Raw genomic sequence first — 15,688 nt, 5'->3', positions numbered from 1 at the left:
TAGTGCGAACAGTCCGAGTAGTGCGACCAGAGCGCGAACACAGTGGAGGGCACATGCGCTGGACCATGGCCGCCGCGGCGGCCGGAACCGCGGCGGTGGCCGCGACCGCGTGGCGGGCCCTGCCCCGGCCCGCCGACCTCACCGGGCACACCGCCCTCGTCACCGGCGGATCGCGCGGACTGGGCCTGCTCATCGCGCGCGAGCTGGGCACCGCCGGCTGCCGGGTGCTGGTGTGCGCCCGCAGCGGCGACGAACTGGACACCGCGGTCGACGACCTGCGCGGGCGCGGGATCGACGCCCACGGGCTGGCCTGCGACCTGCGCGTGGAACGGGAGATCGCGGCGCTCACCGCCCGCGTCAGCGGCGAGTTCGGGCCGCTGGACATCCTGGTCAACAACGCCGGGATCATCCGCGTGGGGCCGGCCGCGACCATGAGCGACGAGGACGTCGCCGAGGCCCTGGACCTGATGTTCTGGGCGCCCTACCGGCTGACCCGCGCGTTCCTGCCCGAGCTGCGCGAGCGCTCCGGCCGCGTCGTCACCGTCACCTCGATCGGCGCCAAGGTCAGCGTGCCGCACCTGCTGCCCTACTCCGTCGGCAAGTTCGCCGAGGCGGCGTTCGCCGAGGGCATGGACGCCGAGACCGCCGGTGACGTGCGCTTCACGACCGTGGTCCCCGGCCTCATGCGCACCGGGTCGCACATGGGCGCGGAGTTCACGGGCCGCCCCGGCGCGGAGTACGCCTGGTTCGCACTGCTGTCGGGGCTGCCGGTGCTGTCCATGGACGCCGAGCGCGCGGCCCGCGCCATCGTGCGCGGGATGCGGCAGGGGCGGCGCTACATCGTGCTGACCCCGGCCGCGCGGGTGGCGATGGCGGCGAAGGGGGTCGCCCCCGGACTCGTCCAGACGGCGCTGCGCGCCACCGGGGCGGTGCTGCCGGGCGGCCCGGAGGGGCGGCTGGAGACCGGCGAGCAGGCGCGCGAGCGCACCGGGCCGGTGCTGCGGCTGCTGACCCGGCTCAACGACACCGCGAGCCGGCGGTTCAACCAGGTGCCGCGCCCGCGCCCGGAGGCGGAGATGCCGCGCCCCGAGGCGCGCTGAGAGCCTTCAGGGGGCGCCCGCGCCTCCCGCACCGCATGAGGAGCGGGCCCGCGCAGAGGAGCGGGCCCGCACACCGGCGGCGGCCGTACCCGCGGTCTCGGGGACGGCCGCCGCCGGTGTGCGGGCCTCGCGTCCGTGCCGCGCCGGTGTGCGGGCCTCCTCCAGCCCGTGTGCCCCTCGCGTCGGCGTGCGCCGGACCGGCCCGGCGGTGCGGGGCGGCGCGCTAGGAGCTGCGGCCCGCCAGCGCGTCGCGCATGCGGTCGATCATCCCCGCGCCCGGGTCCAGGATCCGGTTGGCGGGAGGCTTGTCGGGCGCGTGCGGGTGCGGCCTCGTGGGAGCCGACTCCTTGGCCTTGAGGACCTTGGCGCCCAGCTCCGCCAGCTCCTCGGGCGAGCAGGCCGCACGCAGCCGGGGCAGCAGGTCCTCCTCCTCGTCGCTGATGTGGTGCCGGATGTCGGACATCAGCGTGGAGAGCAGCTCCTCGAAACGGGGGTCGGTCGCCGCGCACCCCTCCAGGTCCTTCATCACCTGCTCGGCCTCGGCGTGCTCCTCCAGTTCGTGGTCGACGATCTCGTCGCCGTCGTCGAGCACACGGCGGGCCGCCGGGTACATGTGCTGCTCCTCGGCGACCGAGTGCCGCACCAGTTCGGTGATGACGTGGTCCGCCAGCCGCCGGCGGTGCTCGGGGTCGGGCGCGCCTTGCTCCAGCTCGGTGAACACCGCCTCGACCGCGCGGTGGTCGGAGATGATGACGTCGATGAGGTCGGTGCCCCGGGCGTCGGTGCCTGCCATGTCGCTCCCCTCTTCTGCCTGTCTCCCGCTCTCGCCTGTCTGAGGGTCTCCTGCTCCTCCGCGCTCCCGTCTTGCGCGGGGCGCGCGGCCCGCTAGCTAGCCGGCCTGGATCTCCCCGCCGGTGGGCGCCAGCACCTCCCCGGTGTAGTAGGACGACAGCTTGTTGCTGGCGAAGAAGACGTAGGAGGGCGCGATCTCGTCGGGCTGGGCCGCGCGCCCCATGGGCGCCTGGCCGCCGAAGCCCTCGACGGAGTCCTTCTCCAGCGTGGCCGGGATCAGCGGCGTCCACACCGGCCCCGGCGCCACGCAGTTCACCCGGATGCCGTCGTCCATGTAGTGCTGCGCCAGCGAGTGCACGAGGTTCATGACCGCCGCCTTGCTGGTGGCGTAGTCGATGAGGGACTTGTTGCCGCGCAGGCCGTTGACCGAGCCGGTGACGATGACCGACGCGTCGGAGGCCAGGTGCGGCGCCGCCGCGCGCAGCGTCCAGAAGACGCCGAAGACGTTCACCTCGTAAGTGCGGCGGAGCTGCTCGGTGGTCAGCTCGGCGAAGTCGTCCACCGGCGCCTGCGTGGCGGCGTGGGCCACCAGGACGTCGATCGTCCCGAGTTCGCGCACGGTGCGCTCGACCATCGCGGTGCAGTGCGCCTCGTCGGCCACGTCGCCGCGGATGAGCTCGCAGCGGCGGCCCTCGCGCCGCACCAGGTCGGCGGTGTGCTCGGCGTCGGCGTCCTCGCTGAGATAGCCGACGGCGACGTCGGCGCCCTCCTTGGCGAAGGCCACCGACACCGCGCGCCCGATACCGGAGTCGCCGCCGGTGATGAGCGCGGTCTTGCCCTCCAGCAGGCCGCGGCCGACGTAGCTGGCCATCTCGTCGCGGGGCTGGGGGTCCATGGGCCCGGTCTCACCGGGGTAGGGCTGCTGTTGGGCGGGCGGGTTGGTCACGGCCGGCTCCCTCCAAGCTCTTCGGGCTTCACGCTGTCGACTGCTGCGGGGCGGACGCGGGCGCCCCGCGGGTTCGTCCGCCGTTCCGCCCGCGGGGTGCGCCACCGCCGGGCGGGCGGTGGCGCGCGGACGGGCCGGCGGGCGGGTCAGCCGGTGGACTCCCCGCTGACGTCGGCGATGTCGCGGCTGACCTCGTCCGGGCCGCCGTAGTTCTGCCGGGGCAGGTTGCGCAGCGCGTCCACGACCTCGTCACCGGCCTTGTTCTGCCGCGCGTGCTGGACGAGGTCGTCGCGCGAGGACGGGTACCCCACGCCGGACAGCGCCTTCTGCACCTCGATGAACGTCGGCTGTGCCATGTCGGGCCTCCTCTTCGCGTCGACTGGCCGGACACCCGGCCGGGCTACCCGCGAAGGCGGCGTCCATGCCCGCTGAGGGCGGGGCGGGGCAGGGCGCGGATGGGGGTGGGCGGGGTGCGGGCGGGCGCGACGGGTGGGCGATCCGGCGGTGTGGGCGGGTGGGCCTGGGAGCGGGGGCGGACCTGCGGGCGGGGCGCGGGCGGTGGTTCGCCGTCCGCATGGGGGGTAGCCACCGCCGCATGGGAATCGTCAAGACCATGCACCGCATCGAGGCCGCCGAGGAACTGGACCCCGTGGTCGGGCGACTCAAGCCCCTCGTCGACCGCATCCCGCCCGGACGGCTGCGCGACCTGCTGCACGGCGTGCCGCTGGGGCACCCGGCCCACCCGATCCTGGTCCAGGTACCCATCGGCGCCTGGACCTCGGCGGTCGTGCTGGACCTGTTCCCCGGTACCGAGCGCGCCGCGCGGCTGCTGGTGGGGGTGGGCCTGGCGGCGGCGGTCCCGGCGTCGGTGGCCGGCGCCGTGGACTGGTCGGAGCAGCACGAGCGGCACCAGCGGACCGGCGTCGTGCACGCCATGGCCAACGGGGCCGGTGCGGTCCTGTTCGCCGCCTCGGCGCTGGCCCGGGCGCGCGGGCGCACCGGGCTGGGCAAGGCCCTGGCCGTGGCCGGGATGGGCGCGGTGGGCGCGGGCGGCATGCTGGGCGGCCACATCGCCTACCACCTGGCGGGCGGCGCCAACCACGCCGACTACGCGGTGGACCGGCTGCCCGAGGACTGGCAGGAGATCGGGCAGGCGGCCGACTTCGAGGAGAACACGCCCGTGCACGCCCGCCTCGGCGACGTCGGCCTGGTCGTGGTGCGCAGCGGTGAGCGGGTGCATGTCCTGGCCGACACCTGCACGCACCTGGGCGGCCCCCTGTCGGAGGGGGAGACCGACGGCACGTGCCTCACCTGCCCCTGGCACGGCAGCACGTTCCGCCTGACCGACGGCGCGGTCGTGGGAGGTCCGGCGACGGCGGCGCAGCCGGTGCTGGAGACCGAGGTGCGCGACGGCGTGGTGCGCGTGCGGCGAGGGTGAGCCGGCGCGGTCCGTGGTGCGGGCGCGGAGTCGGCGCGGAGTCCGGGGTGCCGGGTGGGGGTGGGCGCGGACGCGGGCGCTTGGCGCGGGGACGAAGACGGAGCGGCGGTACGCATGGGCGGGCGGCGCGGGTGTTAGTGGCCCGGGGAGAACCGACGAGCGCGTTCGGAGGAAGCCATGGACGGCGACGAGGATGCCATGGGCGGTGACACCGCGATCCGCGACGCCTTCACGCCGCTGGAGGACACCCGCTCGCTGGACCCGCTCCTGGAGCGGGTGGGCGGCGCCCGGTTCGTGCTGCTGGGGGAGTCCTCCCACGGCACCTCGGAGTTCTACCGGTGGCGCGCCGCCATCACCGCGCGGCTGGTGCGGGAGAAGGGGTTCTCCCTGATCGCGGTCGAGGGCGACTGGCCCGACTGCCTGGACGTCCACCGCCACCTCACCGACGACCCCCGCACCCCCGAGGACCCCGCCGACGCGCTGGCCGGGTTCGCCCGCTGGCCGCGATGGATGTGGGCCAACCGGGAGGTCGCCGACCTGCTCGCGGTCCTGCGCGGGCACAACGCCGGTCGCCCGCCGGCCGACCGCGTCGGGTTCTTCGGCCTGGACGTGTACTCGCTGTGGGAGTCCCTGCGCGCGATCCTGGACTACCTGCGCGCCCACCACCCCGACCAGGTCGACGCCGCACTGGAGGCCTACCGCTGCTTCGAGCCCTACACCGGCGACGAGCGCGCCTATGCCCGCTCCACCGCGCTGGTGCCGCCGGGCTGCGCCGAGGAGGTCGCCTCGCTGCTGGCCGGCACTAAGCGGCGGGCCGCCGCCGACGACACCGGCGCGGGTATCTCCGGCGGCGGCGGTCTCACCCGCCTGGCCGCCGTGCAGAACGCCGAGGTGGTGGCCAACGCGGAGGGCTACTACCGGGCGATGGTGGGCGGCGGGCCGCAGGCGTGGAACATCCGCGACCGCCACATGGCCGCCACGCTGGACCGGCTGATCGAGCACGGCGGGCCCGGCGCCAAGGTCGTGGTGTGGGCGCACAACACCCACATCGGCGACGCGCGCGCCACCGACATGGCGGCGGCGGGCATGGTCAACCTGGGCCAGCTCGTGCGCGAGCGCCACGCGGCCGACGGCGTGGTGGCGGTGGGGTTCGGCACCCACAGCGGAACCGTGGTGGCCGGGCGCCGCTGGGGCGGCGACCCCGAGGTGATGGAGGTGCCGCCCGCCCGCGCGGGCAGCCTGGAGGACCGGCTCCACCGCGCGCTGCCCAGCGGGGCGTCGCTCGCGGTCTTCCCCGAGAAGGCGGTGGGGGAGTCCCGCGGCGAGGTGGCGGGGGATGCGGCTGCGGAGGGCCGCGGGGACGCGGCCGGGCAGGGAGCCGGGAAGGCGGCTGGGGCGGCGCCCGGGGAGGCGGCGGCCTGGGGCTCCGGTTGGCTCGGCGAGACGCTGGACCACCGGGCGATCGGCGTCGTCTACCACCCCGAGCGCGAGGCGCGGGGCAACTACGTCCCCACGGTGGCCGGGCAGCGCTACGACGCGTTCGTCCACGTCGACCGCACCACCGCGCTCCATCCCCTGCACGGCACCGAGCCGCCCGCGCCCCGCGAGCCGGAGACCTACCCCAGCGGGGTCTGAGCCCTGGAGAGCACGCGGCCCGCGGTGAGTCGCCGAGGGGAGCGTGTTCACCACGTGAGACGCAGCGCCTCCGGGGGGCGGGCGGTGGCGCCACGGGGTGGTCACATCGCGCTGGGGTGCTGTTGGCGGCGTCACACCGTCGAATGGGGAACACATCGACGCGCGGCCGTGCTGAACACGCCGTCGTCCCCGCCCGTCCCCTGCGCCGGACGGAGCCGGAGGTTCTTGTCTCTACTCCCCCCACGCCCTTGCTGAAGACACGGAAAGGCCGGTTTCGCGAAGTGGCGGTTACCAACGCGTCCACCACCGGTTCCCCACCCACACCACCGACATCCTCCTCCGGCCCCGCGTCGGCGCGCGCGAGTGCGTCCGTGGAGCCGAGCGGCTGGCAGAAGCTGCGCGTCATCCTCGTTCTCGGCGCCCTGGTGGCCCTCGGGCCGCTCACCATCGACCTCTACCTTCCGGCGCTGCCGGCCATCGGCGAGGACCTCGGTGCCTCCTCCTCGGCCGTGCAGCTCACCCTCACCGGCACCCTGCTCGGGCTCGGGCTGGGCCAGCTGGTCGTCGGCCCGCTGTCGGACAGCGTGGGGCGCCGCCTCCCGCTGATCGCCGGGACCGTGCTGCACATCGCGTCGTCCCTGCTGATCATGCTCGCCCCCAACGTCGCGGTGCTGGGCGCGCTGCGCGTCGTGCAGGGCGCGGGTGCCGCCGCGGCGATGGTCGTGGCCATGGCCGTGGTCCGCGACCTGTTCTCCGGCCGCTCGGCCGCCACCGTGCTCTCGCGGCTGATGCTGGTCATGGGCGCCGCCCCGATCCTGGCGCCGTCCCTGGGCAGCGCGGTCCTGCTCGCGGGGTCCTGGCGCGCCGTCTTCGCGGCGCTGGCCGTGCTGGGGGTGCTGCTGCTCGCCGTGGCGGTCCTGGCCCTGCGCGAGACCCTGCCGCCCGAGCGGCGGCGCGCCGGCGAGATCCGGCCGGTGCTGCGCACCTACGGCGCGCTGCTCACCGACCGCGAGTTCCTGGTGATGGCGCTGGTGGCCGCGCTGGGGATGTCGGCGCTGTTCGCCTACGTCTCGGGTTCGGCGTTCGTGCTGCAGGAGCAGTACGGGCTCAACCAGCAGGAGTTCGGCATCGCCTTCGGCGTCGGCGCGGTCGCCATCATCGGCGCCTCGCAGTTCAACGTCGTGCTGCTCAACCGCTTCACCGCCCGCCAGATCGTGCTCTACGCGCTGGTCGCGGCCACGGCGTTCGGCGCGGTGCTGACCGCGTTCGCCTACAGCGGGGTCGGCGGCATGGCCGGGTTCATCGTCCCGCTGTGGTTCGTGCTGGCCGCGGTGGGGTTCGTGCTGCCCAACGCGCCCGCGCTGGCGCTGTCGCGCCACGGCGAGGCGGCGGGCACGGCGGCGGCCCTGCTGGGCGCCGCGCAGTTCGGGCTCGGCGCGTTCATCGCCCCGGTGGTGGGGGTGCTGGGCAACGACGGACCCGCCATGGCCGTGGCCATGACCGGGGGTTCGGCGGTGGCCCTCGCCGCGCTCGGCGCCACCCTCCTGGGGGAGCGCCGCCGGCGCCGCGCGGCCGAGGCCGCCGCCTAGAGGCGCGGGCGGCGCCGGCCCCCGGGGTCGGCGCCGCCCGTATCGGGGGCAGGGCCGGGCGCGTGGCGCCCGGCCCTTCCGCGTGTCAGCCGCGCGCAAGCGCCGCGAAGAACGCGCGGATGTCGCCGGCGAGCACGTCGGGTACCGCGTGGGCGGCGTAGTGGCCGCCCCCGGGGTAGGAGTTCCACCGCACGATGTTGGCGTGGTCGCGCTCGGCGAACCGGCGGATCGAGACGAAGTCGCCCTCGAACATCGCCAGGGCCGTGGGGACGGTGGTGGGCCCGGTCGGCTTGTCCTCGCTGTGGGCGTCCTCGAAGTAGAACCGCATGGCCGAGCCCGAAGTCCCGGTCAGCCAGTACAGCGCCACGTTGGCCACGACGAAGTCGGGGTCGAGGGTGTCGTCGAAGAGCTGGGCCTGCCAGGCGAGCAGCCCCACGGGGGAGTCGGCCAGCGCGAACGCGAGCGTCTGCGGCTGCTGGCTGTGCAGCACGTTGAACGCGAACTTGTTCTCGTAGAACCACTGGAGCACCTTGAGCGCGGCCTGGTCGGCCTCGCTGAGGTCGGCCATCTCGGCCGGGTCGCCCGAGGGGAACGCGTAGAGCTGGGTGACGTGGACCCCCGCCACGTTGCCGGGCGCCAGCCGGCCGACCTCGGGCGAGACCATGGAACCGCCGTCGTTGCCCACGGCGCCGTAGGTCTCGTAGCCCAGGCGGCGCATCAGCTCCACCCAGGCGCGGGCGGTGCGGTGGGTGCCCCACCCGGGCTCGCTGGTGGGGCCGGAGAACCCGAAGCCGGGCAGCGAGGGGATGACCAGGTGGAACGCCGGGTCGTCGGGGGACTCGGGCGCGGTCAGCGGGGCGATGACGTCCAGGTACTCCAGGACCGAGCCGGGCCAGCCGTGGGTCAGGATCAGCGGCACGGCGTCGGGCCGCTCGGAGCGGACGTGCAGGAAGTGGATGGTCTGGCCCTCGATCTCGGTCGTGAACTGCGGGTAGGCGTTGAGCCGGTCCTCCAGTGCGCGCCAGTCGAAGGCGTCGAGCCAGTGGGCGGCCAGGTCGCGGACCCGGCCCGCGGGCATCCCGTAGCGGTCGCCGGAGCCGGGGACCTCGTTGGGCCACAGCGCCCGGCGCAGGCGGTCGGCCACGTCGTCCAGGGCGGCCTGGGGGATGTCGACGCGGAAGGGGCGGATGGTGGCGGCGCTCATGGCTCTCCTCTGTTTGGAACGGAATGATTTGTTCCGATGGGTGCAACCTTAGCAGAACGGAATGATCCGTTCCAGTGCTAGGTTGGGGGCATGCCGAACCACACCGCTTCCTCCGCCGGACCGGGCCTGCCGGGGCGGCGCGGCCAGGCCGCGCGCAACGACGAGGCCATCGTCACCGCGGCCCGCGAGGTCTTCCTCGCCGATCCCAAGGCGCCGGTGTCGGCCGTCGCCGCGCGCGCGGGCGTAGGCATCAGCGCCCTCTACCGCCGCTACGGCGGCAAGGAGGACCTGCTGCGCCAGGTCTGCCACGACGGTCTGCGCCGCTACATCGCCGAGGCCGAGGCGGCACTGGAGGAGTCCGAGGGCTGGGCCGCCTTCACCGGGTTCCTGCGGGCCGTGGTGGACGCCGACCTGCATTCGCTCACCGTGCACCTGGCGGGGTCCTTCGCGCCCACCGCGGAGATGGGGGCCGACGCCGCCCGCAGCGGCGAGCTGACCGCCGAGCTGGTCGCGCGGGCGCGCGAGTCCGGGCGCCTGCGCGCCGGGTTCGCCGTGGAGGACGTCACCCTGGTCCTGGAGGGCTGCGCCGCCATCCGGTTCCCCGATCCCGGCCGCACCCGCCTCCTGCGCCGGCGCTACCTGGCCCTGCTGGTGCAGGGGCTCGACGCCGAGGCCGACGAGGCCGCCGACCTGCCCGGGCCGCCCGCCACCCAGGAGGAGCTGGGCTGGCGCTGGCTGCGCTGAGGTGGCCACGCCTTCAAGTCGCTGACCTCTGCTTTCAACCCAAAGGTTGACAGGGGGAACGGCATGGAAGATACTCAACCTGTCGGTTGATAAACCGAGAGGTTGAACGCGGAACAGGAAGATGGCAGACGACGAACTCAGCCTGACGTTCGCCGCCCTGGCCGACCCCACACGGCGGGCGATCCTCGCCCGCCTGGCCCAGGGCGAGGCGACCGTCAACGAGCTGGCGGAGCCGTTCGCCATCAGTGTCCAGGCGGTCTCCAAGCACCTGAAGGTGCTCGAACGGGCGGGGCTGATCAGCCGGGGGCGCGACGCCCAGTGGCGGCCCTGCCGGCTCGAACGGGCGCCGCTGCAGACCGCCTCGGAGTGGATCGAGCGCTACCGCCACGTCCAGCGCGCCCGCATGGACCGCCTGGACCAGGTCATCCAGAACATCGCCGGATCACGGCGGCAGGAGAAAGGGCAGGACAATGAGCGAGACTGAACTGATCGTGGAGCCGGGCCGCCAGGACATCGTGATGTCGCGGGTCTTCAACGCCGACCGCGCGACCGTCTTCGCCGCCCTCACCGACGCCGAGGCGCTGAGCCAGTGGTGGGGCGCCCTCGACGGCGGCACCAACGTCGAGCGGCACGACCCCCGCCCCGGCGGCACGTGGCGCTTCGTCAACCGCGACAAGGACGGCAACGAGTACGCCTTCCAGGGCGTGTTCCACGACGTCGTGCCCGACGAGCGCATCGTGCAGACCATGGAGTTCCTCGGCATGCCCGGCCACGTGCTGCTGGAGACCGCCACCCTGGAGGAGGTCGAGGGCGGGACGAGGTACACGTCGGTGTCGGTGTTCCAGTCGGTCGAGGACCGCGACGGCATGGTCGCCGCCGGCATGGAGCACGGCGCCCGCGCCGACATGGAGAAGCTGGCCGAACTGGTCGAGAAGAAGGGCTGACCCCGGCCGGCCGGGCATCCGGGGGCGGGCCGTCCGGCCGCAGGTGCGCGTCCCGCGCGCCGCCCGCCGACCCGCCCCCGCCTTCCCGCCCGGGGCGGCGGCCGCGCGCACCGGCGGCTCCCGGCGGACCGTCCGCGCAGGCACCGCGCGGGCCGGTCCACCCGGCCGCCTCAGCGGCGCGGCGTGCGGGCCAGGTAGTCCGCGAAGGTGACCGTGCCGGCGGGCCGCGCGGCGGTCGTCAGGTGGCCCGCGCGGAACGCCCGGCCGAGCGCGCCGGGCAGGCGCACCGGCAGCACCGGGCGGCGCGCGCCCCGGGCGCGCTGCCATTGGCGGACCGCCTCGTCCATCGCCAGCACCTCCGGCCCGGCGAACTCCTCCACCGCCCGCGACGGCCCGGCGCGCAGCAGTGCCAGCACCCGCTCGGCCACGTCGGCGACGTCCACCGGCTGGGTCGTGACCCCCCGGTCGGCGGCCATCACCGGCAGCCGCGCCATGGCGCTCAGCGCGTCGTCCACCAGGCCGTGGAACTGGGCGGCGCGCAGGATCGTCCAGGGCAGGCCCGCCGTGCGGACCTCCCGCTCGGCGCGCAGCTTGGCGCGGAAGTAGCCCCACGGCACCCGGTCGACCCCGATGATCGACAGGTGCAGCACGTGGCCCACCCCGGCCCCGCGCGCGGCCTCCAGCAGCAGGCGGGTGCCGTCCACGTCCACCCGCTCGGTGTAGCGGCCCTTGTAGGGCGCCGAGGCCAGGTGCACCACGGTGTCGGCGCCCGCCACGGCGGCGGCCAGACCCGCGCCGGTGGCGAGGTCGGCCACCACCCACTCCGGTCCGCGCCCCTGAGCCGCCGGGAGCCGCTCCTCGGCCGCCACCGCCGGACGTCCCTCGCCCGCCGCCGCGCCGTTGCCCGCACGGGCGCCCGGCCGGGCGGCCCCGGCGTCCGCACCGCCGGGGTGCGGGCGCCGGCTCGCCGCGCGGACCTCCAGGCCGGCCCCCACCAGGACCGGCAGCACGGCCCCGCCCAGGCGGCCGGTGGCGCCGGTGACCAGGACGCGCGTCACGACGCCGACGGCCGGTGGGAGCCCGGGACCATCCGGGTCGTCACGGCGACGCGGTTCCAGAAGTTGATCGCGGCGACCGCCAGCACCAGCGCCGCCAGCGTCTCCTCGTCGTAGTGCCGCGCCGCCTCCTCCCACACCGGGTCGGACACCGCGTCGCGGCGGTCGCTCAGCCGCGTGGCCTCCTCGGCGAGGGCGAGCGCGGCGCGCTCGGCATCGGTGAACAGCGGCGACTCCCACCAGACCGGCAGCGCCAGCAGCCGCTCCTCGGACTCGCCCTCCTTGCGGGCGTCGTGGGTGTGCATGTCCACGCAGAACGCGCAGCCGTTGATCTGGCTGACCCGGATCTTGACCAGTTCCAGCGTGCCGGTGGGCAGCGTGCTGGCGCGCAGCCACGCCTCCAGCCCGGACACGGCCTTGTAGGCGTCCGGCGCGAGTTTGATGACGTTCATGCGCTGGCTCATCGGGCACTCCTCAGCTTCTCGGGGTTCAACACGATGTCGATCTCGGTGATCCGCCCCTCGGCGACGCTCAGCGCCGCCACGCGGACGGGCCGGCCGCCGTGGTACTGGACCAGCCCGGGCCGGCCGTTCACGGGGCGCACGCGGGTGGACAGGTCCTGGCCCGCCGATCGCGCCTGCACGCCCATGAGGAAGCGCGCGACCTTGTCGGCGCCCTCGATCGGCCGCAGCGCGCTGCGCACCCGGCCCCCGCCGTCGCTGCGCAGCACCGCCGCGGGGTCGAGCAGGCCCAGGAGCGCGCCGAGGTCGCCGCCCTCGACCGCGCGCTGGAACGCCTCCACCACTCGGCGGTGCTCGCCGGCGTCGACGGCGAAGCGCGGCGCCCGCGCTGTGACGTGCCGCCGCGCCCGCGCGGCGAGCTGGCGGCAGGCCGCCGGCGAGCGGCCCACGGCCTGGGCGACCTCGGTGAAGGCCAGCCCGAACACGTCGTGCAGCACGAACGCGGTGCGCTCGGCGGGGCTGAGCGACTCCAGCACCACCAGCATGGCCATGCTCAGCGACTCGTCCAGGCTGATGCGGTCGGCCGGGTCGCCCGCGTCCACCACGGGCTCGGGCAGCCACGGGCCGACGTAGGTCTCCCGGCGGCGGCGCGCCGACCGCAGGGTGTCCAGGGCCAGGCGGGAGACCGTTGTCACCAGCCAGCCCGTGACGTCGGCGATCTGCCCGGCCTCGGACCGGTCCAGCCGCAGCCACGCCTCCTGGACCACGTCCTCGGCCTCCTCGACGCTGCCCAGCAGGGAGTAGGCGACGCCGAGGAGGCGGGGCCGGATCGCGTGGAACTCGGCCGCGAGATCGGTTTCACTGTCCACGCCATGAGGACGGGGCAGCGGGTTCTCGTGTGACATCGGGGGAGAGGTTCCTTGGTGCGACGTGTGCGGGGGACTGCGCGGGTGTGCGGAAACCGTGCGGGCGTGCGGTGGGCCGCCGCCCGGTCCGGGGACGGCCAGGAGGGCGGCGCCCGCGCGGGCGGGGGCGGCACGTGCGGCGAGGCTACCGGCGCGGCCCGCCCGCGCGGGCGCGAACCCCGCGGGTCAGCGTCGGCGCGCGGGCACAAGCGGCCGGCCCGCCGCAGCGGACGCGGCGCCCGGCCCCCCGGGGCCGGGGCGCCGGGGGCGCCTTCGCGCTGCTCGCGGCCCGCGCCGCTCGCGGCGGAGGTGTGCGGGGCGCCCCGCCCCCGCGCCGTGTCCGCACCGCGCCCGCCGGGCGCGGACCGTTGAATCGGACCGCCCGCAACCGGAGCCCGCGCCCGACCGCGAGCGGCGCGGGGCCTGCGGCCGGCCCGGGGGCGCCCGAAGGCGGTGGTGCCCGCACCACCCCGGTTTCGGGTGCCGGCGAGGCGCCCACGCCTGCGCGCACTACCGACACCGCACCCCGCCGGGCACGAGACTGCCGGTCACAGCCCTGAACACCCGTCCGCGCGAAGGGACCGGCAGCCGTGAACACCCCGACGAGGACCCCCTCCCCCACCCCGCGACCGCACGGCGCAGCGGCGCCCTCGGCGCCGACCCCCGCCTCCGCCGAGCGGCGGCGCCCGCCGCGCGGCGGGGCGCTGTGGCGCACCCTGCTCCAGGGCCACCGGCCGCTCGCCTGGTTCGCCCTCGCCATGGCGGTCCTGGCGCTGTGGTGCGCCGCGGGGGCGCTCCTGGACGGCCGGGTGGTGGAGGGCGAGCCCACCTGGGCCAAGCCCTTCAAGTTCGCGGTGTCCTTCGGCCTCTACGCCGGGACCGTCGCCGCGATGCTCGCCCACGTCGGCCGGTTCCGCCGGACGCTGTGGTGGCTGGGCACCGCGCTGGTCGCCCTCTTCCTCGTGCCCGAGATCGCCGTGATCACCGTCCAGGCCGCGCGCGGGGTGCCCAGCCACTTCAACGTCTCCGGCGCCCTGGACGGCACCCTCTACGGCATCATGGGCGGCGCCGCCTACGCCGGGTGGCTGCTCACGCTGGCGCTGGGCGTGCTGCTGGTGCTCCAGCGCCGCGCCGACACCGCCATGACCTGGGCCATCGGCCTGGGCGTCCTCGTCTCGCTCGCCGGGATGTCCACCGGCTACCTGATGACCGCGCCCACCCCCGAGCAGATCCAGGCCATGGAGAGCGGCGCCGAGGTCGCGATGGTGGGATCGCACGGGGTCGGCGGCACCGGCGCGGGGTCAATGCCGGTGACCGGCTGGGAGACCCGCCAGGGCGACCTGCGCGTCGCGCACTTCGTCGGCATCCACGCCCTCCAGGTGCTGCCGCTGGTCGCGGCGGGCCTGCTCGCGGCCGCCGACCGGTTCCCCCGGCTGCGCTTGGCCGGGGTGCGCGCCCGGCTCGTGGTGGTGGCCGGCCTGGGCTACGCGGGGCTGGGCGGCCTGCTGCTGTGGCAGGCGCTGCGCGGTCAGGCGCCGCTGGCCCCCGACGCGGCGACCCTGCTGGCCGCCGGGGCGCTGGCCGCCGCCGTGGCCGCCGGGGTCGCGGCGGTGCTGGCCTCGCCGCCGCGCGCCGCCGCGCGGTCGTAGGACTCCCGGGCGTCCAGCAGCTCCTCCCAGTGCTCCTCGGCCCAGGCGCACACCACGGCCAGGGGCCCGAGGAGGCTGCGCCCCAGGGGCGTCAGGTCGTACTCGACCCGGCGCCCCTGGCCGGTGTGCTCGGTGCGCGAGACCAGGCCGTCGCGCTCCAGCGCCCGCAGCGACGCGGTCAGCACCTTGAGGCTGACCCGGTGCAGCGGCACCCGCAGCTCGCCGAAGCGGCGCGGGCCGTCCTCCAGCAGCTTCAGCACCAGCCCGGCCCACTTGTCGCCGACGCGGAAGGGGCTCAGCCCCGAGGGGCAGACCTCGTCGACCATGTCGGCGGTGAGTTCCCTGCGCATGCGGCGAGGCTACCCCGCGCCGCGGTACCCGAGCGGTAACCACCTCCCGGGCTACGGTGCCGCCACCGCCGGGTTCCACGGCCCGGCGGGTCGAGACCAGAGGCGAAGGGACGGTGGCCGGCGATGGAGACCACGGGCGGGCACGGCGGGGGTACGGGGGCAGCGCTGCGGATCGCGGTGTTCGGCGCGGGCGGCCGGGCGGGGCGCCGGGTGGTGGCCGAGGCCCGCGGGCGCGGCCACGAGGTGACGGCCGCCGTGCGCGACCCCGCCGCGCACGGCGGCCTCGCGGGGGAGGGCGTGCGGCTGGTGGCCGCCGACGCCGCCGACGAGGCGGCGGTGGCGGCCGCCGCCAAGGGGCACGACGCGGTGGTCAGCACGGCGGCCGCCTACGGGCAGGGGACCGACCCGCACGCGTTCTTCACCATGTCGGCGCGGGCGCTGCTGGCGGCGGCGCGGACGACGCGGACGGGGCGGCTGGTCGTGGTGGGCCTGGGCGGCCTGCTGCCGGACGCCTCGGGCCGCCCGCTGATCGACGTGCTGGGCGTGCCCGAGGAGTTCCGGCCGTTCTGCGACGCCCACGCGGCGGGCCTGGCGGAGCTGCGCGCGGGCGGGGACGGCGTGGACTGGCTCTACGTGAGCCCGGCCGGCGACTTCGACCACGACGGTCCGCGGCGCGGGCGGTACCGGGTGGTCCCGCGGGGCGACGCCGAGGCGCGGATCTCCTACCCCGACTTCGCCGTGGCCGTGCTGGACGAGGTGGAGGAGCCCCGCCACCGGCGGGTCCACCTCGCCGTGGCCTGGTAGCAGCGGGTGCGGTGAACCCGGCCCGGTGCCGGCGCCGAGGCGGGCGTCGGCACCGGGGGCGCGGACGGGGGC

At 75.9% G+C, this 15,688-nt stretch carries 16 protein-coding genes; 8 read left to right on the top strand and 8 right to left on the bottom strand.

Going from position 1 to position 15,688, the window contains the following annotated elements; all coding sequences use genetic code 11:
- Positions 1–53: 53 nt before the first annotated feature.
- Positions 54–1,100 (top strand): SDR family NAD(P)-dependent oxidoreductase, encoded by a 1,047-nt coding sequence (locus HNR12_RS07770; protein ID WP_179766845.1) that lies wholly within the window; start codon positions 54–56, stop codon positions 1,098–1,100.
- A gap of 223 nt (positions 1,101–1,323) precedes the next feature.
- On the opposite strand, the gene HNR12_RS07765 is transcribed toward HNR12_RS07770, so the two are convergent.
- From HNR12_RS07765 to HNR12_RS07755, 3 genes are all read right to left on the bottom strand, one after another.
- Positions 1,324–1,893 (bottom strand): hemerythrin domain-containing protein, encoded by a 570-nt coding sequence (locus tag HNR12_RS07765; RefSeq protein WP_179766844.1) that lies wholly within the window; start codon positions 1,891–1,893, stop codon positions 1,324–1,326.
- Positions 1,894–1,989: 96 nt separating this feature from the next.
- Positions 1,990–2,787 carry an SDR family oxidoreductase gene (locus tag HNR12_RS07760; protein WP_179770478.1) on the bottom strand — a complete coding sequence of 266 codons (798 nt, stop codon included), beginning with the start codon at positions 2,785–2,787 and terminating at the stop codon, positions 1,990–1,992.
- Between the two features lie 197 nt (positions 2,788–2,984).
- Positions 2,985–3,194: a DUF2795 domain-containing protein gene (locus HNR12_RS07755; RefSeq protein WP_179766843.1), complete on the bottom strand. Its 210-nt coding sequence runs from the start codon at positions 3,192–3,194 to the stop codon at positions 2,985–2,987.
- Between the two features lie 239 nt (positions 3,195–3,433).
- Between HNR12_RS07755 and HNR12_RS07750 the strand changes: the two genes are divergently transcribed.
- The 3 genes from HNR12_RS07750 (at position 3,434) to HNR12_RS07740 (ending at position 7,500) form a co-directional block, all read left to right on the top strand.
- Entirely contained in the window at positions 3,434–4,276 is an 843-nt protein-coding gene (locus HNR12_RS07750) for a Rieske (2Fe-2S) protein (RefSeq protein WP_179766842.1), read from the top strand.
- Between the two features lie 177 nt (positions 4,277–4,453).
- Positions 4,454–5,911, top strand: a complete 1,458-nt coding sequence (locus tag HNR12_RS07745; RefSeq protein WP_246425027.1) for an erythromycin esterase family protein — start codon at positions 4,454–4,456, stop codon at positions 5,909–5,911.
- A gap of 371 nt (positions 5,912–6,282) precedes the next feature.
- On the top strand, positions 6,283–7,500 hold the full coding sequence (locus HNR12_RS07740) for a Bcr/CflA family efflux MFS transporter (protein WP_218901890.1): 1,218 nt from the start codon (positions 6,283–6,285) through the stop codon (positions 7,498–7,500).
- Positions 7,501–7,585: 85 nt separating this feature from the next.
- On the opposite strand, the gene HNR12_RS07735 is transcribed toward HNR12_RS07740, so the two are convergent.
- On the bottom strand, positions 7,586–8,704 hold the full coding sequence (locus tag HNR12_RS07735) for an epoxide hydrolase family protein (RefSeq protein ID WP_179766840.1): 1,119 nt from the start codon (positions 8,702–8,704) through the stop codon (positions 7,586–7,588).
- A 90-nt stretch (positions 8,705–8,794) separates the two neighbouring features.
- On the opposite strand from HNR12_RS07735, the gene HNR12_RS07730 reads away from it, so the two are divergent.
- From HNR12_RS07730 to HNR12_RS07720, 3 genes are all read left to right on the top strand, one after another.
- A complete protein-coding gene (locus HNR12_RS07730; RefSeq protein WP_179766839.1) occupies positions 8,795–9,448 on the top strand; it encodes a TetR/AcrR family transcriptional regulator in 654 nt (217 codons plus the stop codon).
- 121 nt (positions 9,449–9,569) lie between these two features.
- Entirely contained in the window at positions 9,570–9,932 is a 363-nt protein-coding gene (locus tag HNR12_RS07725) for an ArsR/SmtB family transcription factor (RefSeq protein ID WP_179766838.1), read from the top strand.
- The gene (locus tag HNR12_RS07720; RefSeq protein ID WP_179766837.1) at positions 9,919–10,392 is read left to right on the top strand and encodes an SRPBCC family protein; all 474 of its coding nucleotides are present in this window, start codon (positions 9,919–9,921) and stop codon (positions 10,390–10,392) included. The genes HNR12_RS07725 and HNR12_RS07720 overlap by 14 nt, the downstream gene beginning before the upstream one ends.
- A gap of 170 nt (positions 10,393–10,562) precedes the next feature.
- Here HNR12_RS07720 and HNR12_RS07715 read toward each other — a convergent pair whose 3' ends face one another.
- The 4 genes from HNR12_RS07715 to HNR12_RS27800 all read right to left on the bottom strand — a co-directional run bounded on the left by HNR12_RS07715 (position 10,563) and on the right by HNR12_RS27800 (position 14,812).
- On the bottom strand, positions 10,563–11,450 hold the full coding sequence (locus HNR12_RS07715) for an SDR family oxidoreductase (protein WP_217781523.1): 888 nt from the start codon (positions 11,448–11,450) through the stop codon (positions 10,563–10,565).
- Positions 11,447–11,911: a carboxymuconolactone decarboxylase family protein gene (locus HNR12_RS07710; RefSeq protein WP_179766836.1), complete on the bottom strand. Its 465-nt coding sequence runs from the start codon at positions 11,909–11,911 to the stop codon at positions 11,447–11,449. Before HNR12_RS07710 ends, HNR12_RS07715 begins: the two co-directional genes overlap by 4 nt.
- Positions 11,908–12,777: an RNA polymerase sigma factor SigJ gene (sigJ, locus tag HNR12_RS07705; RefSeq protein ID WP_308251228.1), complete on the bottom strand. Its 870-nt coding sequence runs from the start codon at positions 12,775–12,777 to the stop codon at positions 11,908–11,910. The genes HNR12_RS07710 and sigJ overlap by 4 nt, the downstream gene beginning before the upstream one ends.
- Positions 12,778–14,341: 1,564 nt before the next feature.
- Complete coding sequence (locus HNR12_RS27800) at positions 14,342–14,812, bottom strand: winged helix-turn-helix transcriptional regulator (RefSeq protein ID WP_218901889.1); 471 nt, start codon at positions 14,810–14,812, stop codon at positions 14,342–14,344.
- A 123-nt stretch (positions 14,813–14,935) separates the two neighbouring features.
- On the opposite strand from HNR12_RS27800, the gene HNR12_RS07695 reads away from it, so the two are divergent.
- Positions 14,936–15,616: an NAD(P)-dependent oxidoreductase gene (locus tag HNR12_RS07695; RefSeq protein ID WP_179766834.1), complete on the top strand. Its 681-nt coding sequence runs from the start codon at positions 14,936–14,938 to the stop codon at positions 15,614–15,616.
- The last annotated feature ends 72 nt before the right edge of the window (positions 15,617–15,688 follow it).

The sequence above is a fragment of the Streptomonospora nanhaiensis genome, assembly GCF_013410565.1.
GTDB classification, from domain to species: Bacteria; Actinomycetota; Actinomycetes; order Streptosporangiales; family Streptosporangiaceae; genus Streptomonospora; species Streptomonospora nanhaiensis.
Note: the sequence above shows the minus strand (reverse complement) of the source record. Positions and strands in the feature narration are given on the sequence as shown.

Excerpts from the sequence above, each read along its gene's own strand:
- HNR12_RS07745 (WP_246425027.1), top strand. The coding sequence starts at position 4,454 with ATGGACGGCGACGAGGATGCCATGGGCGGTGACACCGCGATCCGCGAC.
- HNR12_RS07750 (WP_179766842.1), top strand. The coding sequence starts at position 3,434 with ATGGGAATCGTCAAGACCATGCACCGCATCGAGGCCGCCGAGGAACTG.
- HNR12_RS07760 (WP_179770478.1), bottom strand. The coding sequence starts at position 2,787 with ATGGACCCCCAGCCCCGCGACGAGATGGCCAGCTACGTCGGCCGCGGC.
- HNR12_RS07765 (WP_179766844.1), bottom strand. The coding sequence starts at position 1,893 with ATGGCAGGCACCGACGCCCGGGGCACCGACCTCATCGACGTCATCATC.
- HNR12_RS07720 (WP_179766837.1), top strand. The coding sequence starts at position 9,919 with ATGAGCGAGACTGAACTGATCGTGGAGCCGGGCCGCCAGGACATCGTG.
- HNR12_RS07725 (WP_179766838.1), top strand. The coding sequence starts at position 9,570 with ATGGCAGACGACGAACTCAGCCTGACGTTCGCCGCCCTGGCCGACCCC.
- HNR12_RS07755 (WP_179766843.1), bottom strand. The coding sequence starts at position 3,194 with ATGGCACAGCCGACGTTCATCGAGGTGCAGAAGGCGCTGTCCGGCGTG.
- HNR12_RS07710 (WP_179766836.1), bottom strand. The coding sequence starts at position 11,911 with ATGAGCCAGCGCATGAACGTCATCAAACTCGCGCCGGACGCCTACAAG.
- HNR12_RS07770 (WP_179766845.1), top strand. The coding sequence starts at position 54 with ATGCGCTGGACCATGGCCGCCGCGGCGGCCGGAACCGCGGCGGTGGCC.
- HNR12_RS07735 (WP_179766840.1), bottom strand. The coding sequence starts at position 8,704 with ATGAGCGCCGCCACCATCCGCCCCTTCCGCGTCGACATCCCCCAGGCC.
- HNR12_RS27800 (WP_218901889.1), bottom strand. The coding sequence starts at position 14,812 with ATGCGCAGGGAACTCACCGCCGACATGGTCGACGAGGTCTGCCCCTCG.
- HNR12_RS07695 (WP_179766834.1), top strand. The coding sequence starts at position 14,936 with ATGGAGACCACGGGCGGGCACGGCGGGGGTACGGGGGCAGCGCTGCGG.
- HNR12_RS07730 (WP_179766839.1), top strand. The coding sequence starts at position 8,795 with ATGCCGAACCACACCGCTTCCTCCGCCGGACCGGGCCTGCCGGGGCGG.